General features: G+C 57.4%; 27 protein-coding genes and 1 riboswitch. Of the genes, 4 read left to right on the forward strand and 23 right to left on the reverse strand.

All coding sequences use genetic code 11. The features are described 5' to 3' along the window. Positions 1 to 57: 57 nt before the first annotated feature. The 4 genes from PKC29_06905 to tolQ are packed head-to-tail and all read right to left on the reverse strand — an operon-like array spanning position 58 to position 3,105. Positions 58 to 684 carry a histidine phosphatase family protein gene (locus PKC29_06905; protein ID HML95143.1) on the reverse strand — a complete coding sequence of 209 codons (627 nt, stop codon included), beginning with the start codon at positions 682 to 684 and terminating at the stop codon, positions 58 to 60. 26 nt (positions 685 to 710) lie between these two features. Next, positions 711 to 1,892, reverse strand: a complete 1,182-nt coding sequence (gene tolA / locus PKC29_06910; GenBank protein HML95144.1) for a cell envelope integrity protein TolA — start codon at positions 1,890 to 1,892, stop codon at positions 711 to 713. A gap of 15 nt (positions 1,893 to 1,907) precedes the next feature. Continuing rightward, positions 1,908 to 2,345: a protein TolR gene (tolR, locus tag PKC29_06915; GenBank protein ID HML95145.1), complete on the reverse strand. Its 438-nt coding sequence runs from the start codon at positions 2,343 to 2,345 to the stop codon at positions 1,908 to 1,910. A 4-nt stretch (positions 2,346 to 2,349) separates the two neighbouring features. Next, positions 2,350 to 3,105 (reverse strand): protein TolQ, encoded by a 756-nt coding sequence (gene tolQ / locus PKC29_06920; protein ID HML95146.1) that lies wholly within the window; start codon positions 3,103 to 3,105, stop codon positions 2,350 to 2,352. Between the two features lie 237 nt (positions 3,106 to 3,342). Here tolQ and PKC29_06925 point away from each other — a divergent pair, with 237 nt between their 5' ends. Further along, complete coding sequence (locus PKC29_06925) at positions 3,343 to 3,792, forward strand: hypothetical protein (GenBank protein ID HML95147.1); 450 nt, start codon at positions 3,343 to 3,345, stop codon at positions 3,790 to 3,792. On the opposite strand, the gene ruvB is transcribed toward PKC29_06925, so the two are convergent. The 5 genes from ruvB to PKC29_06950 all read right to left on the reverse strand — a co-directional run bounded on the left by ruvB (position 3,793) and on the right by PKC29_06950 (position 7,834). Beyond that, a complete protein-coding gene (ruvB, locus tag PKC29_06930; GenBank protein ID HML95148.1) occupies positions 3,793 to 4,815 on the reverse strand; it encodes a Holliday junction branch migration DNA helicase RuvB in 1,023 nt (340 codons plus the stop codon). Between the two features lie 72 nt (positions 4,816 to 4,887). Further along, entirely contained in the window at positions 4,888 to 5,475 is a 588-nt protein-coding gene (gene ruvA, locus PKC29_06935; protein HML95149.1) for a Holliday junction branch migration protein RuvA, read from the reverse strand. Further along, positions 5,459 to 6,004 (reverse strand): crossover junction endodeoxyribonuclease RuvC, encoded by a 546-nt coding sequence (gene ruvC, locus PKC29_06940; GenBank protein ID HML95150.1) that lies wholly within the window; start codon positions 6,002 to 6,004, stop codon positions 5,459 to 5,461. Before ruvC ends, ruvA begins: the two co-directional genes overlap by 17 nt. 1 nt (position 6,005) lies before the next feature. Next, complete coding sequence (locus PKC29_06945; protein HML95151.1) at positions 6,006 to 6,755, reverse strand: YebC/PmpR family DNA-binding transcriptional regulator; 750 nt, start codon at positions 6,753 to 6,755, stop codon at positions 6,006 to 6,008. Between the two features lie 104 nt (positions 6,756 to 6,859). After that, positions 6,860 to 7,834, reverse strand: a complete 975-nt coding sequence (locus tag PKC29_06950; protein ID HML95152.1) for a hypothetical protein — start codon at positions 7,832 to 7,834, stop codon at positions 6,860 to 6,862. Positions 7,835 to 8,135: 301 nt separating this feature from the next. Between PKC29_06950 and rho the strand changes: the two genes are divergently transcribed. Further along, positions 8,136 to 9,449 (forward strand): transcription termination factor Rho, encoded by a 1,314-nt coding sequence (rho, locus tag PKC29_06955; protein ID HML95153.1) that lies wholly within the window; start codon positions 8,136 to 8,138, stop codon positions 9,447 to 9,449. A gap of 121 nt (positions 9,450 to 9,570) precedes the next feature. Beyond that, positions 9,571 to 11,328 (forward strand): gamma-glutamyltransferase, encoded by a 1,758-nt coding sequence (gene ggt / locus PKC29_06960; GenBank protein ID HML95154.1) that lies wholly within the window; start codon positions 9,571 to 9,573, stop codon positions 11,326 to 11,328. Here ggt and nadA read toward each other — a convergent pair. The 7 genes from nadA to trxA all read right to left on the reverse strand — a co-directional run bounded on the left by nadA (position 11,325) and on the right by trxA (position 19,194). Beyond that, on the reverse strand, positions 11,325 to 12,290 hold the full coding sequence (gene nadA, locus PKC29_06965; protein HML95155.1) for a quinolinate synthase NadA: 966 nt from the start codon (positions 12,288 to 12,290) through the stop codon (positions 11,325 to 11,327). The genes ggt and nadA overlap by 4 nt on opposite strands. 36 nt (positions 12,291 to 12,326) lie before the next feature. Beyond that, entirely contained in the window at positions 12,327 to 13,172 is an 846-nt protein-coding gene (gene nadC, locus PKC29_06970) for a carboxylating nicotinate-nucleotide diphosphorylase (GenBank protein HML95156.1), read from the reverse strand. A gap of 19 nt (positions 13,173 to 13,191) precedes the next feature. Next, positions 13,192 to 14,799 carry an L-aspartate oxidase gene (gene nadB, locus PKC29_06975; GenBank protein ID HML95157.1) on the reverse strand — a complete coding sequence of 536 codons (1,608 nt, stop codon included), beginning with the start codon at positions 14,797 to 14,799 and terminating at the stop codon, positions 13,192 to 13,194. Positions 14,800 to 14,827: 28 nt separating this feature from the next. Then, positions 14,828 to 17,485 carry a [protein-PII] uridylyltransferase gene (gene glnD / locus PKC29_06980; GenBank protein HML95158.1) on the reverse strand — a complete coding sequence of 886 codons (2,658 nt, stop codon included), beginning with the start codon at positions 17,483 to 17,485 and terminating at the stop codon, positions 14,828 to 14,830. 85 nt (positions 17,486 to 17,570) lie between these two features. Continuing rightward, positions 17,571 to 18,230 (reverse strand): O-methyltransferase, encoded by a 660-nt coding sequence (locus tag PKC29_06985; GenBank protein HML95159.1) that lies wholly within the window; start codon positions 18,228 to 18,230, stop codon positions 17,571 to 17,573. Then, positions 18,227 to 18,787, reverse strand: coding sequence for a cob(I)yrinic acid a,c-diamide adenosyltransferase (locus tag PKC29_06990; protein ID HML95160.1), 561 nt, complete (start codon positions 18,785 to 18,787; stop codon positions 18,227 to 18,229). The genes PKC29_06985 and PKC29_06990 overlap by 4 nt, the downstream gene beginning before the upstream one ends. 74 nt (positions 18,788 to 18,861) lie before the next feature. Beyond that, entirely contained in the window at positions 18,862 to 19,194 is a 333-nt protein-coding gene (gene trxA / locus PKC29_06995) for a thioredoxin (protein HML95161.1), read from the reverse strand. 177 nt (positions 19,195 to 19,371) lie between these two features. Here trxA and PKC29_07000 point away from each other — a divergent pair, with 177 nt between their 5' ends. After that, positions 19,372 to 20,073: an LON peptidase substrate-binding domain-containing protein gene (locus tag PKC29_07000; GenBank protein HML95162.1), complete on the forward strand. Its 702-nt coding sequence runs from the start codon at positions 19,372 to 19,374 to the stop codon at positions 20,071 to 20,073. On the opposite strand, the gene PKC29_07005 is transcribed toward PKC29_07000, so the two are convergent. The 7 genes from PKC29_07005 to PKC29_07035 all read right to left on the reverse strand — a co-directional run bounded on the left by PKC29_07005 (position 20,065) and on the right by PKC29_07035 (position 26,022). Next, the gene (locus tag PKC29_07005; protein HML95163.1) at positions 20,065 to 20,862 is read right to left on the reverse strand and encodes an alpha/beta fold hydrolase; all 798 of its coding nucleotides are present in this window, start codon (positions 20,860 to 20,862) and stop codon (positions 20,065 to 20,067) included. The two genes, PKC29_07000 and PKC29_07005, sit on opposite strands and share 9 nt — an antisense overlap. Continuing rightward, entirely contained in the window at positions 20,862 to 21,299 is a 438-nt protein-coding gene (ruvX, locus tag PKC29_07010) for a Holliday junction resolvase RuvX (GenBank protein HML95164.1), read from the reverse strand. The genes PKC29_07005 and ruvX overlap by 1 nt, the downstream gene beginning before the upstream one ends. 70 nt (positions 21,300 to 21,369) lie before the next feature. After that, the gene (locus PKC29_07015; GenBank protein ID HML95165.1) at positions 21,370 to 22,182 is read right to left on the reverse strand and encodes a hypothetical protein; all 813 of its coding nucleotides are present in this window, start codon (positions 22,180 to 22,182) and stop codon (positions 21,370 to 21,372) included. Positions 22,183 to 22,240: 58 nt separating this feature from the next. Next, on the reverse strand, positions 22,241 to 22,462 hold the full coding sequence (locus tag PKC29_07020; GenBank protein HML95166.1) for a hypothetical protein: 222 nt from the start codon (positions 22,460 to 22,462) through the stop codon (positions 22,241 to 22,243). A 128-nt stretch (positions 22,463 to 22,590) separates the two neighbouring features. Further along, positions 22,591 to 23,016: an alternative ribosome rescue aminoacyl-tRNA hydrolase ArfB gene (gene arfB, locus PKC29_07025; protein HML95167.1), complete on the reverse strand. Its 426-nt coding sequence runs from the start codon at positions 23,014 to 23,016 to the stop codon at positions 22,591 to 22,593. A 124-nt stretch (positions 23,017 to 23,140) separates the two neighbouring features. Further along, positions 23,141 to 24,523, reverse strand: coding sequence for an ammonium transporter (locus PKC29_07030; GenBank protein HML95168.1), 1,383 nt, complete (start codon positions 24,521 to 24,523; stop codon positions 23,141 to 23,143). 500 nt (positions 24,524 to 25,023) lie between these two features. Continuing rightward, a complete protein-coding gene (locus PKC29_07035) occupies positions 25,024 to 26,022 on the reverse strand; it encodes a YhdH/YhfP family quinone oxidoreductase (GenBank protein ID HML95169.1) in 999 nt (332 codons plus the stop codon). Between the two features lie 166 nt (positions 26,023 to 26,188). After that, a riboswitch (cyclic di-GMP riboswitch) is annotated at positions 26,189 to 26,274 on the forward strand. Positions 26,275 to 26,341 lie beyond the last annotated feature (67 nt).

A 26,341-nucleotide genomic window follows, 5' to 3' on the forward strand; every position in this document is an offset into this window, starting at 1 on the left:
ACGAAATTACACCACAGTATAACCGGAGTTACAAGAAAACGGCGGGGCGAGGAGGGCTCAGAAATGCGGCAGGGCCTCGACGGGAGTGAGGTGCGATACGTCGTTCAGATCGACCACAACCACCTTCCCCTCGGAAAGACAAACCGTGCTCCGCGAGGCCGCCTGTATGCCGAAGCTCCTGAATCCGGAGAGGCCGACGCCCGTGAATTCGCAGAGGAGGGTAGTAATCGTGAGGTTGTGGCTCACTGCCACTACCGTCTCCCCGTCGTGGCGCTCGCACAGCCTGCCGAACACCCTGAGCGCCCTCTCACGAACCTCGGAAAGCGACTCCCCGCTCGGTATCCTGAGCGTCTCGGGGCTGTCGCGCCACTCGTTCATGACGTCCGCGTACCTTTCCCTTATCTCCGTGAACAAAAGCCCCTCGAATTCCCCCTGGTCCATTTCCCGGAGGTCGCTGTCCGTTTCGACCGCAAGCCCGTGGTGTTTCGCTATCTCCTCTGCAGTGGAAACCGCCCTCGCGAGGTCGCTCGAATATACGGCCGAGATTTTCTCGCCCTTGAGATAAACCCCGAGCTCTATCGCCTGTTTCCTGCCGTTTTCATTGAGCACCACGTCGGAAATCCCCTGGCACCTGCCGGTCCTGTTCCAGTCGGTCTCTCCGTGTCTTACGAGTATGAGATTCATTTTTTTCTGCGGGGAGCGTAGTTTTCTTAATACGGCCTGTTGTAGAACGTGATGTCCATCCCTTCTTTTTCTGCCTCTTCCGCGAACTCCGACGGCGGGACCGGAAGAGGAGCGGACTTGCGTATCGCTTCGACGGAGTACTGGTCGAACGCGGAGTTGCCGGAGGACTTGCTGACCCTCACGTCGAACACCCTCCCCGTTCCGTCCACCTTGAAGAATACACCGGTCGCGAGATTGCCGTCCGTGGGGACCCCGGGCGGGATGCGCCAGTTGCGCTTTATTCTCTGGTGCACCTTGTTCTTGTATATTTCGAGCAGTACCGGATTTACGCCGGAGCCGCCTCCGCCTCCACCGACCTTGCCGCCCCCGCTCCCGCTGCCGGGACTGGTCGACGATTCACCCCGCCCTCTGCCCGGGCCCGGCTCGTCGGATATGTCCGCAGAGTCCGCCATGGCGAGCCTCTGCTCCTCGCCCATGGGCTCTTCGATTTCGGAAGGTTCTTCCGAGGGTCCTTTCTTGAGGTTTTCCAGCACCCTCTGTCTTTTCAGATCCTGGAGGACTTTACTCTTCTCGCTGTCGAGATTTTTCTTCTCGGATTTAGCCGTCGTTTTCTTCTCCGGAGCCTTGGGCTTTTCCGTAGGCTCCGGCTTCTTCGCGACCTCTTTCTTCACTTCCTTTTCAGGCTTCTTCTCGGGCTTCTTCGTCGGGGCCGGGGGCTCCTTCTTAACCTCTTTCTTCTCCGGCTTGGGCTCGGGGGTTTTCACCGGTTTCTTTTCGGGCTCGATCGGTATCACCTTTTTGTCCGGCTCGATCTTGGCCACTTCCTTGGGCTTGGGCTCCTCTTTTTTTACCTCGGGCTTCTTCTCGGGTTCCTTCTTCGGGGTCTCCTTCTTCTCTGGCTCGGGCGGAGGGACCTTGGCGACCTCTTCCTTTTCGGCCGGAGGTTCCGGCTCCGGTTCGGGCGCGGGCTTGGGCGGAGGGGCTTTACGCGGAGGGGTCTGCGCGCGTTTCGGCGGAGCGCCGCCGCTCCCTTCTCCCGAACCCAGCCCCGAGAGGGATACCTCTATCGGCCCGGGAGAGGAATCCTCCCTCGTGCTGGTGAAGCCCCAGAAAAGAACAAGGACCAGCACGAAGACGTGAAGGGCTATCGAAAAGAATATCCCCCAGAAGGAAGAGCCCCTGGATGTGTCTTTGTCGTCAGATTTCATTTCCCCGTTTGCCTCTTAATTGCTCGGGACGGGCTCGGTTATGAGGCCGAGTTTTTCCACCCCGGCGTTCCTTATCTCGGACATTACCTCGACCACCTTCCCATAGGAGACGCCCGTGTCGGCCCTTAAAAAGACCTCTTCGTTCCTTATGTCGGCCCCTCTCTCGGTTATGAGCTTCTGAACCTCGCCGCTGAGCTCGCCCAGGGAGTACTCGTCCTTTTCGATGAATATCTCGCCTGCGGAGTTAAGCGTGACGACGACCTTCCTCTCGCGGTCGAGGGAGGGTATGGGGCCCGACTGAGTTTTCGGGAGGTTGACGTCCACGCCTTGATACAGGATAGGCGTCGTGACCATGAAGATTATGAGCAGAACGAGCATCACGTCCACGAACGGAGTAACGTTTATTTCCGACATCACCGTGCGGCCCTCGCGGCCGCCTGTCTGCATTCCCATCGTCTTATACCTTCTTTATGTATCTGTCCACTATGTTGAGGAATTCCGAGGAAAAATTCTCCATGTCTATGTCGATGCGCTTTACACGGCTGATGAAGTAGTTGTACGCGATAACGGCCGGGATAGCCGCCGCGAGGCCTATGGCCGTGGCGACGAGGGCCTCGGCGATACCCGGGGCGACGGCCTGGAGCGTCGGGACCCCCTGGCTACCGGCAAGTCCTATGAACGAAGTCATGATTCCCCAGACCGTGCCGAAGAGGCCTATGAACGGGGCCGCGCTGCCCGTCGTAGCGAGGAATATGAGCGAGCCTTCGAGCTTCGCCGTCTCGGAAGCCATCGTCCTCTTTAGCGCCCTCTCGACGAGCTCCACGATGCCTAGCTCGTTCGCTATGGCGTCCGGGCCGCTCCTCTGCTCCCCTCCCTGGCCCGAGCCTCCGGGACGCCTTAGCTTTAGTATCTCCGTATACCCGGCCCTGAAGACCTCGGCTATCGGCCCCTTAATGTGCTTCGTCGAGGAGAAAAGGTTCCCGAAGTTCCCGCTCGCGTTATAGAGCTCGAGGAACTTTTCGGACTGTTTGCCGGCCTTTCTCAGCATAATCGCTTTCGAAAAGATGATCGCCCAGCAGACGACCGACATTATAAAAAGAAGGAGGAGGACCATCTTTACGACAGGCCCCGCGTCCGAAACGAGATGCATTATGTTTATCTGCCCGCCGTTAGAGGCCTGGGCTTCAACAGCAAGAAATAACCAGTTTGTCATATGTGCTGCCCTGCTGAAAAGATGGATTTGGTAGTGAATAGAGAATCAACGTCTTTGATTGTAAGTACGATCGTGGCGCATCTAAGGTTTCAAGTTAAGTTTTCCATACCTGAATACCAAAATCAAATGATATTCCGTTTATAAATACGCATTCATTTGATTTTCGACCTAAAATGTACGATAGTCTCTAAAAATGTCCGGACCTCCCGGACTCTTGCACGGCGGAGGTGAGAAATAATGAAACCCCAGGGATTCTGCGCGGCATTGCTCGTCGCCCTTTTATGTGTATCGGCCGCTATTCCGGCGCAGGCACAGGAAAGATACAAAATAGTTATAGAGGAGAGCTTCTACGTCGTAAAGCCCGAGAATACGGACAAATTCCTCAAAGTCTATAGGGAAAAGCTCTACCCCTTCTGGAGCGAGATGCAGAAACGCGGCGTCATAGTGGACGAATTCAGGCTCTATTCCCAAAGGGTCCACACGCTGAGCCCGCTCTGGACGTACAAGACCGTAGTAAAATTCAAGGACTACGAATCGATAGACAAGTGGCTCGGTCTAAGGGACGAGGTTTACGATTCGCTCTTCCCCGGCGAGGGCGGGTACGCGGCGCCCAGAAAGGAGATAGACCTCATAACCGAGGAGCACTGGGACGAGTTTATAAGGGAGATACCCCTCTCGACGAAGTAGCTATTCCGAAAAGAGCCCCTTCTGCATCCGGGGCATGGGGAAATCGAGATGCTTGTAGGCGAGCGGGGTCGCCGCCCTTCCGCGCGGGGTCTTGACTATAAGCCCTTCGCGTATGAGAAACGGCTCGTATACGTCTTCGAGCGTGTCCTTGTCCTCGCTCACGGCCGCGGCTATGGACTCGATGCCGACGGGGCCGCCGCCGAACTTGGTGATTATCGCCCCTAGTATCGCCCTGTCGAGCCCGTCGAGCCCGAGCGCATCTACTTCGAGCATTTCGAGCGCCGCGGCGGCTACGCCGCCGTCTATTACGCCGTCTGCCTTTACCTCGGCGAAGTCCCTCACCCTCTTTAAGAGCCTGTTCGCGATGCGGGGCGTCCCCCTGGCGCGGCAGGCGAGCTCGGCCATGCCGTCCCCGGTTATTTCGACCCCGAGTATCCGCGCCGAGCGGGCGAGTATGCCCTCTATCTCGTCCCCGGTGTAGTAATCCAGCCTGAGATCGACGCCGAAGCGGGATCTTAACGGAGACGTGAGAAGCCCCGTCCTCGTCGTCGCGCCGATTAGAGTGAACCTGCTTACCCCCACCTTCATCGACTTGGCCGTCGGCCCTTCGCCTATCATTATGTCTATCTTGTAGTCCTCCATCGCCGAGTAGAGGTATTCCTCGACTATGCGGTTAAGACGGTGTATCTCGTCTATGAAGAGGACGTCCTTCTCTTCGAGGTTGGTGAGAATGGAGGCGAGGTCGCCGACCCTTTCGACTACCGGCCCCGAGGTGGAGTGTATTTTCACGCCGAGCTCGTTCGAGACAATATGAGCGAGTGTCGTCTTGCCGAGCCCGGGCGGGCCGTAAAGGAGGACGTGGTCGAGGGCCTCCTTTCTCCTCCGGGCGGCCTCGATGAATATGCCTATCTTCTCCTTCGCCCTGGACTGGCCGAGATATTCCGAGAGCCGCTCGGGTCTCAGGTTGACCTCGAAAAGGGACTCTTCCTCGTGGTCCCCCGGGCTTAGAACTCTCTCGGGCATTTACAGTCTCCTCCGCTAGCTGGGTTTATTATAAACGACTTCCGGGGTGCGGGGAAAGAGGGCCGGCGCGGCTCACATCTTTTTCATTATGCGGAGTGTCTGACGGAGTGCGTATTCCATTTCGGGCTCGTTTGCGCAGACCTCTTCTATCTCGGATATGCGCTCGTCTATTTCGGCCTTCTTATACCCGACGTTGAGGAGCGCGGATACGACGTCCTCGAGCATCCCGGCCTCGCCCGGGCCTCCGGCCGCGAGCCCGAGCGCGGAGATTTTATCCCTGAGCTCGGTGACCAGGCGCGATGCGAGCTTGGGCCCTATGCCGGGTATCTTCCTCTTTGCGAGCTCGCCCGACGAAACGGCCGAGGCGAATTCGGCGGGGGAGATATTGGACAGTATGTTCGTCGCGAGCCTGGGCCCAACGCCGGCGACTCCTATGAGGAGCGTGAAGACAGCCCTCTCGTCCTCGGACAGAAAACCGAAGAGCTCTATGGCGGTGTCCTTTACGCTCGTATGTATTTTTAGCTCGGCCTCCTCGCCTACCGCGCCGAGCCTGTAGTACGTCGAAAGCGGAACCGTCACGCCGTAGCCGACGCCGTTTACGTCTACGACCACGCGGCCGAGCGGCTTTTCGGCGATCTTTCCTCTAAGAAGGGATATCATCGAGTGTAAAGCGTCTCCTCTTCCTCCGGGGCTGGAGGAATTCCTTTCCGAGCTTCTGCTCGATGCGCGAGAGATGAATGTGGCAGAGCGCTATGGCCACCGCGTCCGAAGCGTCCTCAGATTCGAATTCCGGGACATCGAGCAGCATCGTTATCATGCGCCTTACGTCCGACTTCGAGGCGCGCCCGCGCCCCGTCAGCGCGAGCTTTACCTTCGTCGGAGAGTATTCGCAGACGTCGAGGCCGGAATTGGACGCCGCGAGCAACGCTATGCCCCTCGCCTCGCCGAGCGTAATCGCGCTCCGGGCGTTCTTCGAAAAGAACATGCTCTCGACAGACATTATGAGCGGGGAATGGCCTTTTATCACGCCGAGAAGGCCGTCGTATATTATGGAAAGCCTTTTGGAAACCGGGAGCCCGGGGGAGGCCGTTATGCAGCCGCTTGTGACGTGGGTCACCCCGCCGTTTACGGACTCCAGAACCCCGTACCCGCAAACCCTGGAGCCGGGGTCGATTCCTATAACCCTCATTTTACGATGCAAGGCTCATCATGAGCTCTTCGGAGACGTCGAAGTTGGAGTAGACGTTCTGAACGTCGTCGCTGTCTTCGAGGGCTTCCATGAGGCGTATCATGTGCTCGGCCTCCTTGCCCTCTATCTTGACGCTGTTCTGCGGGATCATCGTCACTTCGGCGTTCTCGTATTTAAGGCCGGCGCCGTCTATGGCCGACCTGACCGTTTCGAACTCCTCGGGCGGCGTGATCACCACGAGCTCGCTCTCCTCCGTTACTACGTCTTCCGCGCCGGCTTCGAGCGCAATCTCGATGATGCGATCCTCTTCCACCTTGTCCTTCTCGAAGGCTATGCGCCCCTTCATGTGGAACATCCACGCAACGCAGCCGTTCTCGCCGAGGCTCCCGCCGTGCTTCGTGAATATGCGCCTTATGTCGGAGACGGTCCTGTTTTTGTTATCCGTGAGGGCCTGGACCAGCACGGCGCTACCGCCCGGGCCGTACCCCTCGTAGGAAAGCTCCTGAAAGTCGTCCCCGCCTATCTCGCCCGTGCCGCGCTTGATGGCGCGGTCTATAGTGTCGTTGGGCATGTTCTGGTTCTTGGCAGCGGCAATCGCCGTTCTCAGCCTCGGGTTGGCTTCCACATCGCCGCCGCCCTGCTTCGCCGCAACCGTAAGCTCGCGTATGAGCTTCGTAAACACCTTGCCCCTCTTTGCGTCGACCGCAGCCTTTCTATGTTTGATATTAGCCCATTTTGAATGTCCTGACATGGCTGTTCACCTCGCGTCCAAGTATCCAGATTTAATGAAGATATTAACGCTATCCATAAAATTTTATAATATCGGGCGGAAACTGGCAAGAGCGGCGCGGGCCGTCATTTCACCCTTCTCACCGTAACCGTAAGGGGCTGAGCCCCGCCGATTTTCGTCGTTATCGTCGATACGGTAGCGCCCTTGTTTATCTCGCCCACGGTAAGAATCTTCGTCGAAGGGTCTATCACCTGCCCCGAAAGGGAGCTGAAATCGAACCTTATCTCGGCGTCGTCCGGAAGTCCGAATACCTCGGCCGTAATCGGCGCCGGGGAGCCTATATCCGTCTCGGGCACTATAATATTGTATCCCCACGCCGGAATGTCCGAGTTAAAGAACGTTCCGCCCGGCTTTTTGAGGCTCACCCTCATATTCCCCGAGGAATCGACCACGCTCCCGGGAAGGTCGATGAACTCAACCGCCGCCTGGTCGGACTTCATGGCTATGATGTTCCCGTTTATAAAGCCGTTGTCCGTCGTGTTCATAATTCCTATTTCGTACTTGTCGGGCTCGAGAACGTTCTGGGAGGGGAAGGTCAACGTCGTATTCAGGTATCCGAATTCGATGAGCACCTTCTTTATGGTGCCTAGCTCGCCGGAAGAGGCTGGGGGCGGTGTCCCGGGCTTCGAGATCTTGAGTATGCCGCTCGCCCCCGAGACTATGACGCCGTAGGAGCCCGACGCCGCCGCGGGAAGGCTGAACTTCCTCCAGCCGCCGGTTATGGCCCTTACCTCTATGTCCACTTTCTGCCCCAAAAGCCCGCTTTCGTTTATCGTTCGTACGGACGTGATTTTCCCTGTATACAGGGGGTTCACGTAAATCTCGCCGCCCAGAGACGTGAATTCGATTTCCGTATACTGCGGGCCCGACGCCGGGCCCGGCCCGTCGTTCGCATCGTCACCCGCCTGGGCCAGAACGAGCCCGTCCGTACCCGGGTGGCGGGGGGCCCCCGGGCCGGCCGCGAAGCAAAGCGCGCCGGCCGCGAAAACGGCCAGCGGCAGGATGGCGAGCCACGTAAAGACGTTAAGTGTCCTTGTCATAAGTCCCTCTTTCGTATATCTTTTTATTGAAAACCGGATAATACGCCCCCTCAGTCCGCTAGTTCATTATAGCATAAAGGAGCCCCTTTGTTTAAGCGGACCCCGGAACCGTATATACGCCGGAAGCGTTATTATTCCCGAAAATACTCACTTGACAACTTACTCGTTTAACATGCATAATAAAGGTGTCTGAAACTTTTATCGCAACTCAAAGAGAACTGACACTCATTTCCGTACATTCGTAGCGAGACATTTGCATTAAACTCCTAAAAAACCACACGAGGGCAAGGACCAGGAACATATGGCTAGAGCAACCAAATTACGGGAAAAATCCGAGGATAAAGAAACCGTCCAGGAAGCACATTTCCTTAATCTAAACGACATAAGAAACAAGAAAAACGTAGAGCTCATGAAGATGGCGAGGGACCTCGAAATCGAAGAGACCTCCCGCATGACCAAGCAGGACATAATCTACGCGATACTCAAGGCGCAGAGCGAAAAAGAGGGCGTGATATACGCCGAGGGCGTACTCGAAATACTTTCCGAGGGATACGGTTTCCTCCGCTCGCCGAAGTACAGCTACCTTCCAGGCCCGGACGATATCTACGTATCGAAATCGCAGATAAGGTCTTTTAACCTGAAGACGGGCGACACGGTAGGCGGCCAGGTCCGCCTCCCGAGAGAGGGCGAGAAGAACCTCGCGCTCCTCAAGATAGAAGAGGTCAACTTCGACTCGCCCGAAGCCTGCAGGGAGCGCGTCGCTTTCGAAAACCGCGTGCCCCTTCATCCCGAGGAGAAGATAGTCCTCGAGCACGATCCCAACGAATTCTGCAGCCGCGTCCTCGACCTTTTCATCCCCATAGGCAAGGGGCAGAGGGGTCTCATAGTCGCGCCGCCCAGGACGGGTAAGACGATACTCCTCCAGAGGATAGCGAACGCAATAACCCAGAATCACCCCGAAGTAATGCTGATAGTCCTCCTCATAGACGAGCGCCCCGAAGAGGTCACGGACATGGACAGGTCCGTAAACGGCGAGGTCGTGAGCTCGACTTTCGACGAGCCGCCGCAGCGCCACATACAGGTCGCCGACATGGTCCTCGAAAAGGCCAAGAGGCTCGTCGAGCACGGTAAGGACGTCGTCATTCTTTTGGACAGCCTCACGCGTCTCGCACGCGCAAGCAACACCGTAACCCCCGCCAGCGGAAGGGTGCTCTCGGGCGGTATGGAGGCCAACGCCCTCCAGAGGCCGAAGAGGTTCTTCGGCGCCGCGAGGAACACCGAAGAAGGCGGGAGCCTCACCATCATCGCGACGGCGCTCTTCGACACCGGCAGCAGGATGGACGAGGTCATCTTCGAAGAGTTCAAGGGCACGGGCAACATGGAGGCCTACCTCGACAGGAGGCTCGCCGACAAGAGGGTCTTCCCGGCCATCGATCTCCAGCGCTCCGGCACGAGGAAAGAAGAGCTCCTTCTCGACGCGGACATACTCAACAAGGTCTGGCTCCTGAGAAAGGTGCTGAGCCCGATGAACACCGTCGAGGCGATGGAGTTCCTGCTCGACAAGATGAGCGGCACGAAGTCGAACAAAGAGTTCTTCAACATGATGAACTCCTGACGCGCTCGCGGGTAATCCGAATAAAACCGGCAGTCTAAAAACCCGGGCCGGCCGGGACACGGTGGAGTTTCGCCTTTCGCTTGCCCCCGGCTCCCCGGCCCTTTAGAATAAGTTCAGACTCTTGAACCACTTCAAAAGGGGCTCGACCGCTTTATACGCCGCGCTTCTCACAGCGGCCCTGCTCACGGCGTTCATATCGCCCGTGACTGTGGGCCCGCGCGCCTCGGACCTCCCGGGGCCCGACCGGGAAGCGATCTTCCACCCCGTCTACGCGCAAAACGGGATGGTCGTGTCCGAGGAGAAGCACGCGACCGAGGCGGGGCTCCAGGTTTTGAAAGAAGGAGGGAACGCCGTAGACGCCGCCGTTACGGCCGGCTTCGTCCTCGCAGTGACGTTCCCCCGCGCGGGCAACCTCGGCGGGGGCGGATTCATGCTCGTCCGCATGGCCGAAACGGGCGAGGTCGTCGCGATCGACTATAGAGAGAAGGCCCCCATGGCCGTTACGGCCGGGACGTTCCTCGACGAGGACGGCAACGTCGATACCGAAAAAACCCGCTACAGCGTCCTTTCGGCCGGGGTCCCGGGCACAGTCGCGGGGCTTGCGCTCGCTCTCGAAAAATACGGCACGATACCGCTCGAACGGGCGATACGCCCGGCGCTGGAGCTCGCCGAGAACGGCTTTCCGGTTAGCGAAGGCCTCGCGGCCTCGCTCGATGACGCGAGACCCCGCATGGAAAAGGAGCCCGGGAGCATACGGGTTTTCTTCAAGGAAGGGGGCGAGCCCTATGCACCGGGGGATGTTCTGGTGCAGAAGGACCTCGCGGAGACCTTGAGGCTCATTTCCGAGCACGGCCCCGGGGCGTTTTACGAAGGCGAGATAGCCGTCAAAATAGCCCGGTTCATGAAGGAGAGGGGCGGTCTCATAACGGAAAAGGACCTTAAGGAGTACAGCGCGGCGCCGAGAGAGCCCGTCCGCGGGACGTACAGGGGGTACAAGATATACTCCATGCCTCCCCCGAGCTCGGGCGGCGTGCATTTGATCGAGATGCTGAATATCCTCGAAGGGTTTCCCCTCGGCGAATACGGGCACAACACCGCGAGGACCATAAACCTCATGGCCGAGGCGATGAAGTTCGCCTACGCCGACCGCTCGGAGCACCTCGGAGACCCGGACTTCAAAAAAGTGCCGGTGGCGGAGCTCACATCCAAGAAGTACGCCGAAAAGCTCAGGAAGAAAATGTCTCCCGGAAGGGTTACGCCGTCCGTCCTCGTAAAGCCCGGCGAAATGCCCCATGGAGAGGGGCGGAATACGACCCACTTTTCGGTTGTTGATTCGAAAGGCAACATGGTCTCCAACACCTACACGCTCAACTTCGATTACGGCTCGAAGATAATCGTCCCCGGGACGGGGATACTCCTAAATAACGAGATGGACGATTTCTCCATGAAGCCGGGCGAGCCTAACGCCTACGGCCTCCTCGGGGGACAGGCCAACTCCCCCGAGCCCGGAAAGAGGATGTTGAGCTCGATGACGCCGACCCTCGTATTAAAAGACGGCGAGCCGTTCCTGGCCACGGGGAGCCCCGGCGGGAGCCTAATCATAACGACGGTCCTTCAGATAATCACGAACGTTATAGACTTCGGGATGAATATCTCGGAGGCGACGAACGCGCCGCGCGTGCATCACCAATGGCTCCCGGACAAGCTCCGTATCGAAAAGGGCATATCGGGGGATACGCTCCGGCTTTTGACGGAAAGGGGCTACACCATAGATACGGGCAACACGATGGGGAGCGCACAGAGTATCATGAAAAAAGGGGAATTCCTTTACGGCGCTTCCGACCCGAGAAGGCCGGGCGGCCTTGCGGAAGGATACTAGACGGTTATTTCCAGCATCCTGTCTATGGACTTCTTGGCCAGCCTCGCGGTGGCGGCGGGGACCCTGACCTCGTAGACCTCTTCTTCGAGGGCCTTCAAAACCTTGTCGAGCGTTATCATCTTCATGAACCTGCAGACCGCGTCTTCCCTCGCCGGGTAGAAGGTCTTGTCCGGGTTGGCCTTACGGAGAGGGTGAAGCATTCCCGTTTCGGTTGCTATGACGAATTCCCTGGCATCCGAGGACACGGCGTGCTTTATCATTCCTCCCGTGGAGAGGAACTTGACGTGTCCGTTGCCGTTTCCATTGCCGTTGGAGGGGCCGTTCATGCTCTCGTACATGAGGCTCGTCGTGCACCCGCATTCGGGGTGAACGATCATCTCGGCCCCGGGGTGATGGCTTTCCATCTCCTCGAGGTCGCGCGTTCTTATGCCGGCATGGACGTGGCACTCGCCCGGCCATATGTGGAGCTTCCGGCCGGTGACCCTGGCCGCATAGGCCCCGAGGAACATGTCCGGGAGAAAGAGTATTTCCTTATCTTCGGGTATGGATTTTACGACCTTTACGGCGTTCGAGGAAGTGCAGCAGTAATCGCTCTCGGCCTTCACCTCGGCCGTCGTGTTTATGTACGAAACGACGACCGCGCCCGGGTGCTCGCCCTTCCACGCCCTGAGCTGGTCGGCCGTTATGGCGTCGGCAAGCGTGCACCCCGCTTTTATATCCGGGATGAGCACCTTCTTTTCGGGGGAGATTATGGAAGCCGTCTCGGCCATGAAATGAACGCCGCAAAAGACGATGATATCCGCCTCGGTCGTGGCCGCCATCTGCGAGAGGGCAAGTGAATCGCCTGTGAAGTCGGCTATATCCTGCACCTCGGGAATCTGATAATTGTGCGCCAGGATGACAGCATTTTTCTCTTTCCTGAGAAAATCTATCTTCTCCGCAACGCCCTTGCGCTCGGTCATTCTTTCCTCAAGCTTCTTATGCACTGGAAATGTAAATTATACCAGATAGAGACCTATATCTAAAGCCGGCGGGGAGTGGGTGACGGCGCCGACGGAGATGAAGTTGACCCCGGTTTCGGCGACTTCCCTTATATTCCTGAGCGTAATCCTGCCCGAAGCCTCGACCAGTGCGGCCCCGTCGATGAGCCTTACCGCCTTTTCCATCTGCCCGGTATCCATGTTGTCGAGCATTATTATGTCTGCCCCGGAGATAAGGGCCTCCTTTACCTCTTCGAGATTGGAAGCCTCGACCTCTATCTTGAACTTGTTCTTGTATTTCTTCCGCATTATCTGGACGGCGTTCGAGATACCGCCGGCCATTTTTATGTGGTTGTCCTTTATGAGAATCCCGTCGTAGAGTCCGAAGCGGTGGTTGAATCCCCCGCCGACGGCGACCGCGTACTTGTCGAGCACCCTGAATCCGGGCACGGTTTTTCTCGTGTCGAGTATCTTCACGGGAAGCCCCTCGACGGCCTTTACGTACTTTGCCGTCAGCGTCGCCACCCCCGATAGGCGCTGCATTATGTTGAGCGCGAGCCGCTCCCCCGAGAGGAGCGCCCTCGTCGAGCCGTTTATCTCGCTAAGAACGTTGCCGGGCCTTATCTCGTCGCCGTCGTTCACGTTATCGACGCATACGACAGTATGGTCGAGCTTCTGAAATACCCTCTTCGCTATCGGAAGCCCCGCGACTATGCCGCGCGCCTTGGCGCGTATAACGGCCTTGCAGTCTTCGCTCTCCGGCGCGAGGGCGTTCGTCGTGACGTCGCCGTCGCCTATGTCTTCCCTTAGCGCGTATTCTATGAGCCTGTCTACACGTGTAAAATCGAGTTCTACTTTCCTCATCTTTTCTTCCGCGGTCTCCTTACTCTTCTACCGGTACGAGCGCGGGCTCACCACCCTTTCTAATCACTATGTGCTTTCTCCACGAAGGGTCCTCTTCGGGGAAGTCTTCCCTGATGTGAACCCCGCGGGACTCTTCTCTCATGAGAGAAAAAGCGGTTATGAAGCCGCACACCTCGAGTATCATTTCCATCTTGAGTTTATAATAACCTGAGAGCTTCTCAAGAAGGGGCGTAATCCCGGCGAGCTCGCGCCCTGCCGCCGTGAGCCCCTCCCCGCTCCTTACGATTCCGACGCTCCTGTTCATTATCCGTGCCGTCGATGCTTTCAGCTCCCCGAAGATTTTCTTTTCGGCCTCGGCCGGGTCATGCTCCACAGGGCCGCGCGGCCTCGACGAAGGATCGAACCCCGCGCCGTCGTAATCGACCGCCCCGTCGACGGCGCGCTTTCCGAACACGACGCATTCGAGAAGGGAGTTGCTGGCGAGACGGTTCGCCCCGTGGACGCCGGTCGATGCGACCTCGCCGCAGGCGAAAAGGCCTTTAATATTCGTCTCGCCCATAAGCCCGGTCTTCACCCCGCCTATCATGTAATGCGCCGCCGGGGCCACGGGCACGAGGCTCTCGGTCATGTCCACCCCCGCCGCGAGGCAGGCCTCGTATATGTTGGCGAAGCGGGATTTGAGGTAGGCGGAATCCAGGTGGCGCATGTCGAGGTAGACGAAGCTCCTGCCGGATTTTTCTATTTCGACGGATATGGCGCGGGATACGATATCCCTCGGCGCGAGCTCGCCGAGGTCGCTGTACCTGTACATGAACCTCTCGCCCGTGCATCCGAGGAGGTGCGCCCCCTCGCCCCTGAGGGCCTCGGTTATGAGAAAGCTCGCCCCATGCTCGTTGTAAAACGCCGTCGGGTGGAACTGGAGGAACTCCATGTCCGAGATCGCCGCCCCCGCCCTGAAGGCAAGCGCTATGCCCTCGCCCGTAGAGCTCTCGGGGTTCGTCGTCCGCTCGAAGAGCGCCGAGGCCCCGCCCGTCGCAAGTATCGTCGATTTTGCGCGGAACAGTATCGGCTCGAACCCGCTCCCCAACGCCAGCGCGCCAGAGCAAGATATGCCGTTTGATAGGAGCTCGACGACGCCCGTGCTCTCGAATTTTTTTATCGACGGGTTCTTCTCGACGGCGGCTATGAGGAACTTCACCATCTCCCTGCCCGTCGAGCTCCCGCCCGCGTGGAGAACGCGCCTCTTCGTGTGGCCACCTTCGAGGCCGAGCTCGAGCCCGGTCTCGGACGAATCAAACTTCATGCCTTTTTCTATGAGCTCTATTACGCGCTCGCGGCCTTCGTTGACCAGCACCTCTACGGCCTTCGGGTTGTTGAGCCCCCTTCCCGCGCGCATGGTGTCCTCTATGTGAAACCAGGCCGAGTCGTCCGGGTCGACGACGGCGGCTATACCACCCTGGGCCCAGTAAGAATTACTTTCCTCGACCGTCGATTTCGTGAGGAGCGTCACGCTCCCGAAGCCGGCCGCGTAAAGGGCCGCGTAGAGCCCGGCAAGGCCGCTGCCTATGATTAGAAAGTCGGAATATATTTCCGCGGGCGGAGGGCCGCCGGCATCTTTAACGCTCATATGATATTACCGTTCGTCATTGGGGGATTCAGCCCTGGCCCGGATCTATGGATTCGAGGAGCGCCGCTTTTATCTCGGCGATCCTCTCGGGGTCGGCTATTTTCTTGCCGTTCATGTCCACGACGTAAAACGCGTCGACGACTTGGTCGACCTTCGTCGAGATTTTTGCGTATTCGATCGAGAGACCGAGGTCTCTTATGGTCTTCGTAATGTCGTAAAGGAGCCCGGACCTGTCGTACGTGTAAATGTCGATCACGGTCGCCGCGTCCGAGGATTCGTTGTCGAGCATAACCCTCGACGGGTATTGCTGCGGTATGGACTTGCCGTAGAGGGGTTTTTCGAGCTTCCTCTTCGCGACGAGCTCGCCGACGTCGATTTCCTTCGCGAGGACGCGGCTCATGTTGTCCCTGAGCCTTGCCCATGCCTCGTCGTCTACCCCGAGCGACGAGCCGAGGCGGTTCAAATAGAAGACGTCGAGTATCCTGCCGTCGCTCCTCGTCGTGATCCTCGCCCCGAGTATGTTAAAGCCCGAAGCCCTTATGACACCGCAGAGGCGCGAGAATATACCCGGCTCGTCGAAGCCCCAGAACGTAAACTCGTTGTAATCCTCTTCGGGGAAGAACAGGATGTCCATGCCGACCGCACCCTTGTACTTGTCTATCAGGCCGATGTGATAGGCGATCTTGTAGGCCGAAAATCCGAGGAAATAAGACTCGGGCATGGCCTTTAATATCTCGCCCGCCTTCTTCCTCGATATCCTGGGGCCGGTTATCTTGATGACCTCTCCGATGATCCTCTCCTGTCTTGCGACCGGGTCTTCGACCTTGAGAACCCCCCTTTCGAGAACCTTCGCCGTCCTTATGAAAAGCTCCTTCAGGAGCATCCCCTTCCAGTTCGTCCAGACGTCGGGCCCGACGGACTTGATGTCGGCGTAGGTCAGGAGATAAAGGAGCGAGAGGGTTTCGAGCGTCTTCACCGACTTTGCGAAACGCACTATCAAACTGTAGTCGTGTATGTCCCTTCGCTGCGAGAAGTGAGACATTATAAGATGGTTCTTCACCAAAAATTCGAGCTGCTTTCTCTCCCCGTCGTTGAGCCCCATACGCTTGGCTATCCTGGGGATCATCGCCGCTCCCTTTTCGGCGTGCCCTTTTCCTTCACCCTTCCCCATATCGTGAAAGAGGCAGGCCAGGTAAAGGACGTGCCTGTTTACGAGCGACTCCGCCGTCTTCGTAAGGAGCGGAAGCTCTTTTTCGTATCTGTAACTCAGGAGATTCTCGATCTCCCTGACCATGAATATGGAATGGACGTCCACGGTGTAGACGTGGTAGGCGTCGTGCTGCACCATGCAGACTATCTTCCCGAATTCGGGGATGTAGTTGCCGAGGAACCGGAGCCTGTTCATTTCCATCAGAGTTTCGGCCACGTTCTTTCCTTTCTTGAGTATCCTGAGGAAAGAGGCGTTCAGCTCCGGATTGGACCTGATCTTCTCATCCATCTTGCCGATGTTGACGTTCTCGCGTATAAGGTCTAAAAGATAGTTGCTCATCCGCACCTGGTGCTTGTTCGCGTATTCGAACGCCTTCATGAGGTTTGCCGGGTTTTCCGTGAATATGTTCACGTTCGAGACCGAGAGAACCCCGCTCTGTATGATAAAGCCGCTGTCGAGATGTATGGTTTTGGACGCCCTTATTCCGGACCTCTGGTCCATAACGCACTTTTCGATGAGCCTTCTCGACTGCTCGGTGAGCTCGTTTCCGCGAAGGTAGTAGATGCGCATGAACCTCTCGACGGCGGGGAGGTCGGCGTCCTTGAACCCCAGGAATCTGGCTATCTTCTCCTGGAACTCGAAGCCGAGCCTGTCCTCCATACGGCCCGCGAGGTAGTGAAGCTCGGACCTTACCAAGAGAAGAAAATTCAGGCTCTTCTCAAAGATCCTGATCTCGTTCTCCATGAGTATCCCTTTGGGGAGAAGCTCGGCGAAGGTTTTGACCTTGAACTTGGCCTGCGCGATCCAGAGCGCGTAGTGTATGTCGCGGAGCCCGCCCTCGCCCTCCTTGACGTTGGGTTCGAGGAGATATACGGACCTTCCGAAACGGTTTATCCTGCTTTCGTTTTCCGCTATTTTCTGCTGAATGAATTTATGCGATACGGACGGGAGAAGCTCGGAAAAGAGCTTTTTGTTCAAATCGAGGTAGAGCCTCTCGTCCCCGGCTACGTGCCTCGAATCCAGGAGAGAGGTCAGTATAGTGGTATCCTCGTCCTCGGATAGCTCCATGCATTCGTCTATCGTCCTAACCGAATGGCCGACGTCGAGCTTTAAGTCCCAGAGGAGATAGAGCAGCTTCTCCGTGATCTCCTTGGCCAGCGTCTTGTGCCGCGGCTTGTAGAGGATCATTAGGTCGATATCGGAATACGGGCAGAGCTCGTTCCTTCCGTACCCGCCGAGGGCGATCACGGCCACGTTGGCAATGTCGTTGAACCCGAGCTGCGAAAGCGCCTGCCTTATAAGCTTGTCGATTACCTCGGACCGTTTCTTGGCGAGGAGGCTTCCCGAAAGCGCCTTGTTCCGCTTGGCCTTGTTGTTGTGATATTCCTTAAGCTCGGCGAGCTTCCTGTCGAGCCTTCCCCTTAAGCTCCTGCTCGACTCCGGCTCGTCCGTCATAAGATTTACGGCTTTGCTCATGTGCCTGCTCTGCTTATTATATTACATCCATTATATTACATTGATACTTGCATATTACATTCATGCTTGGGGGCGTTAAACCGCGTCAAAGCTTGAGGCTTATCGACACGCCGTCCCTTATCGGGAGAACGGTGCTGTAAAATCCTTCCTCGGCGAAAAGGAGCCTCGCAAACTTCCTTACGCCCTCGGTGGCCGGCGAGTCGTCTTCGGGAGACAGCACCCTTCCGTGCCATAGCACGTTATCCGTTATAAACAGCCCGCCCCTCCTGAGTTTCGCGTACGCCTTTCCGACGAGGGGCGGATACCATTCCTTGTCGACGTCGTTGAACACGATGTCGAAAGGGCCTTTCTCCCCGTCGAATATTTCCAGCGCGTCTCCTACTCTTATTTCGACTTTATCCATGAGACCCGCGCGGGATAGGAAGCCCTCGGCCATTTCGGCGTTATCCCGGGAGGCGTCCGTCAGTATCACACGGCCGCGGCCGAGCACGGAAAGCGCCTTTCCGAACCAGTACGCGGAATAGCCGAAGCCCGAGCCGAGCTCTATAATCTCCTCCGCGCCGGATGTGAGCGTAAGCTGGTAAAGGAGCCTTCCGACCGAGGGGCCGACTATGGGGAAGCCGTTCTCGCGGGCGTATTCTTCCATCTCCCTCCGGACGCCGTCCGCACCGGGGGACAATGATTCGATATATCGTTCGATTTCAGGGTTGACTATGGGATGGTCCGGCCCGTGGGACTGGCTCATTTCTTTCCGAACTCCACGAACGTCTCGCTGTAGCCGCTCCGCTGGTTTTCGGCCCGGGCCATTACGAATAGAAGGTCGGAGAGCCGGTTAAGATAGATGAGGACGTTCTTCCCGACCCCTTCCTCTTCCATGAGCCTTACGACCTTCCTCTCGGCCCGCCTGGATACCGTCCTCGCGAAGTGAAGGTAGGCCCCTCCCGCGCTCCCGCTCGGGAGTATGAATTCCTTAAGAGGCTTTAACTCTTCGAGGAGCCCGTCTATGGAGGATTCGAGCTCCGCTATCCTGTCCCCGCCTATGCGCGGGACCTCGAACCCGGGGGGGCTCGCGAGCTCGGCCCCTATGATGAAGAGGTCGTTCTGTATGGCCTTAAGCGTCTCCGAAATACCCTCGTCGGCAACCATCGTCCTCGCGATGCCGAGGACGGCGTTCAGCTCGTCGACGTCGCCGTAGGCCTCCACCTTGGGCGAGGCCTTGCTCACCCTCTCCCCGCCGATGAGCGACGTGAGCCCCTCGTCCCCGGTCTTCGTATAAACCTTCGTTATACGGACTTTGGCCATAAGGGAATTCTAACCGAACGGCCTGCCCGCTTCAAACGGCCCGCAGGCGCGGCGGCGGGCGTGAAAGGGCGTTCTTAATCCTTTGACAGGCTGTTTTCGATGACTTCCGTTATGTGCCCCTTGGGAAGGGCCCCTATTATCTTGTCGTCGGGGGAGCCGTTCTTAAATAGTATCATCGTCGGTATGCTCCTGATCCCGAAGGCCTGCGCCGTGTAGGGGTTCTCGTCGACGTTCAGCTTTCCGACCTTTACCCTGCCCTCGTAATCCCCGGCAATCTCATCCAGAACGGGCGCGATAGCACGGCAGGGAGGGCACCACTCGGCCCAGAAATCGAGAAGTACGGGCACGTCCGACTTCACCACTTCGTCGTCGAAATTATCGTCTGTAATCTGTACCGTTTTTCCCATTCGATATCTCCATCAATTTATTTTTAACGGATTAGATAACAAATGACGCTTTATGGATTCAAAGCCCGGCCCACCGCGGGGGAGCCCCGGGATCAAGGCCGCGGCCCCCGGCGCGGACCAAACCCTTCCCCGTATGCTATACTCTAAGAAAGCCTGAGGGCAGTATATGGGTGGTAAATGGATTTATCTTCGCTTGATCTCAAGGACGTTTCCAATCTTTCGAATTTTTCGGGCATGGTGCCATTGTTCCCGTTATCGACGGTCGTCTTCTTTCCCAATACCCTTCTTCCCCTCCACGTTTTCGAGCCAAGATACAAACAAATGGTAAACGACGTCATTAAATCCGAAAGGATCATAGGCATGGCGCTTTTAAAACCTGGGTGGCAGTCGAACTACTACGGGAATCCGGATATTTACGACGTGGCCGGCATGGGAAGGATCGTGAGCTCCGAGACGTGCTCCGACGGGAAGATAAATATAGTCCTCTACGGCCTGAAGCGGGTGAGGATAACGGAGATAGTAAAGGACAAGCCCTACAGGCTCGCGCGGGTGGATATACTCGAAAACGCGCACGGGCCTAACGAAGAGAGCCTTCGGGTGCGGATAGAAGAGCTCGTCACGAAGTGGAACTTCACGCTCGGGGAAAAAGAGAAGGCCCACAGGATCAACGTCAACACGAAGCTGCCGCTCGACTGCCTCACCGACGCACTCGGCACGCTGATATTCTCGAATATATTCGAAAAGCAGATGCTCCTCGAAGAGCCGGGCATCGAGAAGAGGGCGGAGATAATAATAAAGGATCTCCAGACGAGGCTCGACATAGTCTCGGTCACCGCCGGAAAAAGCTCCGGCATACTCGACAAGAGGAATCTAAACTGATTCGGACCCCAGGAATTCGAGCACGAGCTCGTCCACCTCTTCCTGCCTTTCCCTCCAGAATCCGTGCCCCACGCCCGGGAACGTCTTAAGCAGCGCCCCTTTTATCAGAGATGCGAGCTCCCGCGTCTTCTTCGGCGAGGTCGTAAGGTCGGTCTCCCCGAGCATCACCAGCGTCGGGGCGTTTATGCCCGATAGGAGCTCCGTCGTGTCGTGCGTTTCGACCGCCTGGCTCTGGCCTATGTAGCCACGGAGCGTGTCCGGGCTCTCGGGAACGGCGGCCATCGTGGCTTTCAGCGTGGAGATGTTCTTCTCGATGTATTCCCTCGTGTAGCCGAGGTAAAGGGCCATCGTCCAGACGGCCTTCATGCCGACCTTCGATGCTATCTCTCTCCCCATGTCGAGTATGACGTTCCCCACCTCGTCGCGGGACGCAGCCGAGCATCCCATGACGAGCCTGCTCACCTTGTGAGGATGCCTTATGGCGAGCCACTGCCCTATCATGCCGCCCATCGACTTCCCCACGACGTGCGCACGCTCGATGCCGAGCGCGTCCATGAGCCCGGCCGTGTCGTCCGCCATGTCGGCCGTCGTGTATCCCGGCGCGGGCTTGTCCGAAAGCCCCGAGCCCCGGTTGTCGAATACGACCACCTTGAAGTGCTTCGAGTATATCGGCACCTGCGTCGCCCAGCTCTGCGCCTGGCTCCCGAGGCCGCCTATTAGGACGACCGGGTATCCCTCGCCGTGGACCTCGTAATATAATCTGACGCCGTCTACGTCCGCGTAAGCCATTAGTAGTCGTCCTCCGGTGTTATGGGTCTTTTCGATTCCAGATACTCGGCAAGTATATACACGGCCGCCATCTTGTCGATCACCTTTTTCCGCTTCTTCCGCGAGACGTCGGCTTCTATAAGGAACCGCTCGGCGTTCTTCGTGGAATAGCTCTCGTCCCAGAAATTTACGGGGATTCCGAATCTCCCGAGGACGGTCGAGGCGAACTTCTTTATCTCCTCTCCCCTACGTGTCATTCCCCCGTCGCCCCGCATCGGAAGGCCGACGAGGAGCTCGCCGGGCTCGTACTCCGCGATTATCTTCGAGAGCTCGGCCGTGTCGTGCTCGATATCCTTCCGCATTATCGTGGTCACGCCGTTGGCCGTAATGCCGAGGAGGTCGCTTACCGCGACACCTATGGTCTTCGAGCCGACGTCGAGCGCAAGTGTTCGTTTCATATGAATCGTCCGGGCGGGCGTACCGATATTGTAACATTATCGCGGGCTCAATCGGGAATGGTGTAAGGCATCAGTAAAGCGTCTCGTCGGTATAGGTATCGATCCTGTTCCGCCAGCCGGGAAGCCACCTCTTCTCGTTACGCCCGGGGGGAGAATTCTTAACCCGCCTTTCGAGGACGAACTCCGCCGACCGTGCGAATTCTTCGAGCGCCTCGGGGCCTGTCCCGGCCCCTTTCATATTGGCGAGCACCTGGAGGAGCCCCCACCCCTGCCCCTCGTACCTTTCGGACTCCGAGACCCCCTCGCCCTTGAAATTGACGTAGTCGATGAGGGCATACATCCCCATGCCGGACTCGGCGACGCGGTAGAACTGCCTTTCTATGTTACCCCTCATCTCGGGCGGGGCGGCCTTCAGCATGGCAGGGAGGCTCTTTTCGAGCCTGTCGGCTATGAAGGACGTCTGGAGCGCAAACGTGCCCAGTAGAAACTCCCTCAGGGAAACCATCCTCGGCGACTCGAATTCATTGTAAAATTCAGAGCGCGACTTCCACGGAAGATCGAAGGGGCGAAGGTCCCGAAGCCACTTCGGAATCGAAGCGCCTTCTGACTTCATATACTCGATCAGCGCGGGAAAGGTCTCGACGAAGCGGTACTCCTCACCCGCCGGATACCAGAGGAAGTGCCCTATGCCGAGAGAGGCGAACTCCTCCCCTTCGTTCCACGCGGTGAGGTTCGCGGGCTTTCCGCCCGCCTCGTTTTTGTATATGAGGGCGCCTATCCGGGCGAGCTCGCCCTCGGACAGGGGCAGCTCCCTCGCTATGGATAGAGAGAACGAAAGGCATAGTGCCGGTATGAAGGTTAAAGACGCAAGCGCCCGTCGCATACGACAGCCTCCGTAAATGAATTACAGATATATGCCGGAACAACCGAATATACGGCCTTTACCTGTATATATGGTGCTTGAGGTGCTCTTTATTGGTGATTCTTTCGAAGACTTCGCCGCACTTGTCGCATGCGTACCTGACCTCGGTCGGCGGGTGGCTTATGCCGCACCCGACCAGAATCCACCCGAAGATCGAGTAGCTCGGCTTGGGAACTATCCAGGAATTATTCCTCGTGTGTCCGCACCTGCATGTTTTCTCTGAAGATGTCTGCTCGCTCATGGTGTAATCGAACCGGCAAATATTCTAAACTGTTTTAGCCGCATATCAATATAACAGGATAATGGGCTCTCCGGCCCCCAAACCGAAGAGTATAGCGGACGGAAAGGCCTTTTGCGCGGGGGATTGGGCTATTCTGCGCCGGGAATGCCGGGCTTCCGGAGCCGCTTTACCTCGGAGCGGCGCTTCTTTTGGGAAAGCCTCTTTTCCCTGGACGCCGCAGTAGGCCTCGTTTTCCGCCTCGGTGTGGGCTTCACGGCCGCCTTCCTTACCATTTCGGTCAGGCGGTCGATTGCGTCCCTGCGGTTCTTCTCCTGGCTCCTGAACCTTTTCGCCTCGATAATGATTATCCCCTCGTCGGTCGCCCTGTTTCCGGCGATTTTGAGAAGGCGCTCCTTAACCCCGGATTCAAGGCTTTCCGAGCCGGCGGCGTCGAAACGGAGCTGCACCGCCGTCGAAACCTTGTTGACATTTTGCCCGCCCGGCCCCGAGGCGCGGACGAATTCGAGGCTTATCTCGTCGTCCGGGATGACGATATTCCGCGTTATTCTGGGCATGAATACAATTTATAAATCCGCGGGGAATTATTCAAGTGGTTTGTATGTAGAAGAGGATGAGAAGATAAAAAGCGGCGGGAGGGTTTCGCCTCTCCCGCCGCCTCGCCGGTTTTATCCGAATCGTTTATTCATCTTTAAGGCTCATTCCATATTCAGGCGTGCCGTAGCCGTGGGCCATCTGGAAGCCGCTGTAGGCTTCTTCGCCATGCTCGCTGATATCGAGGCCGGCTTCTTCCTTGTCCGGGGAAAGCCTGAGACCTACTATAGCCTTTACGATCATAAGGATTATAGAGGTTCCGACGAAGGAGAATATCCAGGTGACAGCCACGCCGACAAACTGTATCCAGAGCTGTTCGGGGTTGCCGAAGAAAAGGCCGTTCGCTCCGTCCGGGTTGACCGCCGTGGAGGCGAACAGCCCTGTTGCGAGAGCGCCCCAGGTGCCGCCTACGCCGTGTACGCCGACTACGTCGAGAGAGTCGTCATATCCGAGCTTTGGCTTAAGATTAACCGCAAAGAGGCACAGGACGCCACCGCCGAGGCCTATTATAATAGCGGCCATCGGGCTTACGAAGCCAGCGGCAGGAGTAATGGCGACGAGGCCGGCGACAGCACCGGTGGCCGCACCGAGGACAGTGGGCTTACCCCTCATCATCCATTCGACAAAAACCCATGCCAGGACCGCAGCGGCCGTGGCGAGCTGGGTTGTAACGAAGGCCGTGGCCGCGAGCCCGTTCGCCCCGAGGGCGCTGCCGGCATTGAACCCGAACCACCCTACCCACAGAAGGGCCGCACCGATGACGCTGAAGGGCAGAATATGAGGAGCCATTGGCAGCTTACCGTATCCGGTTCGCCTTCCAAGCAGCAATGCCGCCGCGAGGGCCGCAGCACCGGAGCTTATGTGAACGACAGTGCCGCCCGCGAAGTCCAGTGCGCCCATTGCGCCTATCCATCCACCGCCCCAAACCCAGTGGGCCAGCGGATCGTAGATCAATGTCGTCCATATAAGGGAAAAAAGAATAAAAGCGCTGAATTTCATGCGTTCGGCGAACGCCCCCGAGATAAGGGCGACGGTTATTATTGCGAACGTCATCTGGAAAACCATGAACAGGCTGTGGGGTATGGTCGACCCGTCAGCCGGCTCCGGCCCGACGCCGCTCAGGCCGAAGAAATCGAAGCCGCCGACCAGGGACGAGACATCACTCCCGAAAGCCAGCGTATATCCGATAATCGCCCACTGAATGCTTATAAGAGCGGCCAGGAAAAAGCTTTGCATTATAGTTCCGAGCGCATTCTTGGATCTGACAAGACCGCCGTAAAACAAAAACAGGCCCGGTATGGTCATCATCAACACCAGGGCCGAAGAGGTCAATATCCAGGCCGTGTCCCCGGTATCCAGGGTGGAGGCCTCTTCCTGAGCGAACGTCAGCTCTGGAAAGAGCACAACCAAAGCCAATAAAAACAACGCGCCAAGCGCCGGGAATTTATACTTCGAGCAGGTCCTTATCATTGACAATCCTCCTTTGTATTAGCTGGCTGATTTCAAAACGTAAAATGATTCGAGCATGTCCGAGACCCTCCTGCCAGTAATCAATCTCGTTTATTAGCTCTCTATGTTTGCAAACTGCATACCAGTTTGCATAATGAATTATTGTCAATGATTATGGGACATTGCAGGAGGCAATCTATAGAATCGTGCTTAAATCTTGAGCAAACAATCTTAAAATTTAAACATTAGGGCCGGTGACACCTCTTTTTCTGTGGGCACTCCGATGCGGCACGGACCGCACGGGAAACTGCCCCGAGGAAAGACAGCGCTCCGGTACACCCGGCAAAGCGCCCCGTAAGACATCTCGTATGTTCAGGTAACAGCCTGTCAGGATTGACATTTTCGGGTACCGTACGACGCCGGAAACGGTTCGGAGAATTTTATGGGAAATTGAAACGGGCGTATCCACGATACAGGAACGATTTTAACTCCCGGCTCGCGCGGCCGCCCGAATTTCGTCGTTATTCTTGAAGGTTTACGACGACCCTCCCCTTCTGGCCGCCTTTTAAAATGAGCTCTATCTGCTCGTCGAGGCCGTCGAGCGTGACCTCCGTTGCTATGCCGTCGAGGTCTATTTTCCACTCGCCCCCGAGCTTCGACCAGACCTTCCTTCTCGCGTCCATCGGGCAATAAGCGGAATCTATGCCGACGAGCGAAACGCCCCTCAGGATAAAGGGGTAAACGTTTATCGGGAGATCGCCCGAGGCCACGTTCCCGCAGCAGGTCACGACGCCGTGCTGCTTTGCGGATTTTATCGCGGTCGCCAGTATTTCGCCGCCCACCGTATCGACGGCCCCGGCCCACCTCCCCTTGAGAAGAGGCCTTCCGGATGTGTCCGCTGAATCCGCCCTGCTTATGATCTCCTTAACGCCGAGCCCGGTCAAAAATTCCTTCTGATCCGTCTTGCCGGTAGACGCGACCACGCTGTAGCCGGCCTTGGCCAGTATCGCGCACGCAACGCTCCCGACGCCGCCCGTCGCCCCCGTGACGAGGACTTCGCCCATGTCCGGCACGACGCCGTATTCCTCTATTTTGTAGACGGACAGGGCGGCCGTAAACCCCGCCGTGCCGTATATCATGCTCTCCCTCGCGGAAAGCCCCTCCGGCAGGCCGACCACCCACCCGGCCGGCACGCGTATGTACTCGCCGTACCCCCCGTCGGTATTCGCGCCGAGGTCGTAGCCCGTTACGAGAACCTCCTCCCCGGGCTTTATCTGCGGAGACGAGCTCTCCTCTACGACCCCCGCCGCATCTATACCCGGGGTATGCGGGTAGCCCTTCGTGACACCCTTGTTGCCCGTCGCCGAAAGGGCGTCTTTAAAGTTAAGCGAGGAATACCGGACCCTTATGAGCACCTCCCCATCCGGAAGATCGCCTACCGACCGCTCCTTGATGGACCTCGTGAACTTGCCGCCTTCCTCCTCTTCTACGACCAGTGCCCTGAATTTTTTGTCACTCATGGAATCGCCTCCTCGAAATTCCGCAGTTTCGCGCGGGGACGGGTTATATAAACACCCCTAAGAAATATTACCGAATATTCGGTAATGACAACCGCCGGCGGGGTTTTAAAGCCTGTTGCCCGCGGCTACGACGGGTGATATGCTTTGCATATACACAGAGAGTCCTGATCCGAAAAGGCAAATCGCTAGAAAGGGCGGGGCGCAAAGCCTGAGCCTAAAGGCCTCCCGGCCCACGGCAATCCGGCTGCCGAATAGAGGGACGACGAATTTTCATCCTGCCTTACTAAGCCCTCGAAACGGAGACGGACCGGGGAGGGTG

Source organism: Thermodesulfobacteriota bacterium (genome assembly GCA_035325995.1).
Classification (GTDB): domain Bacteria; phylum Desulfobacterota_D; class UBA1144; order Nemesobacterales; family UBA2774; genus JADLGH01.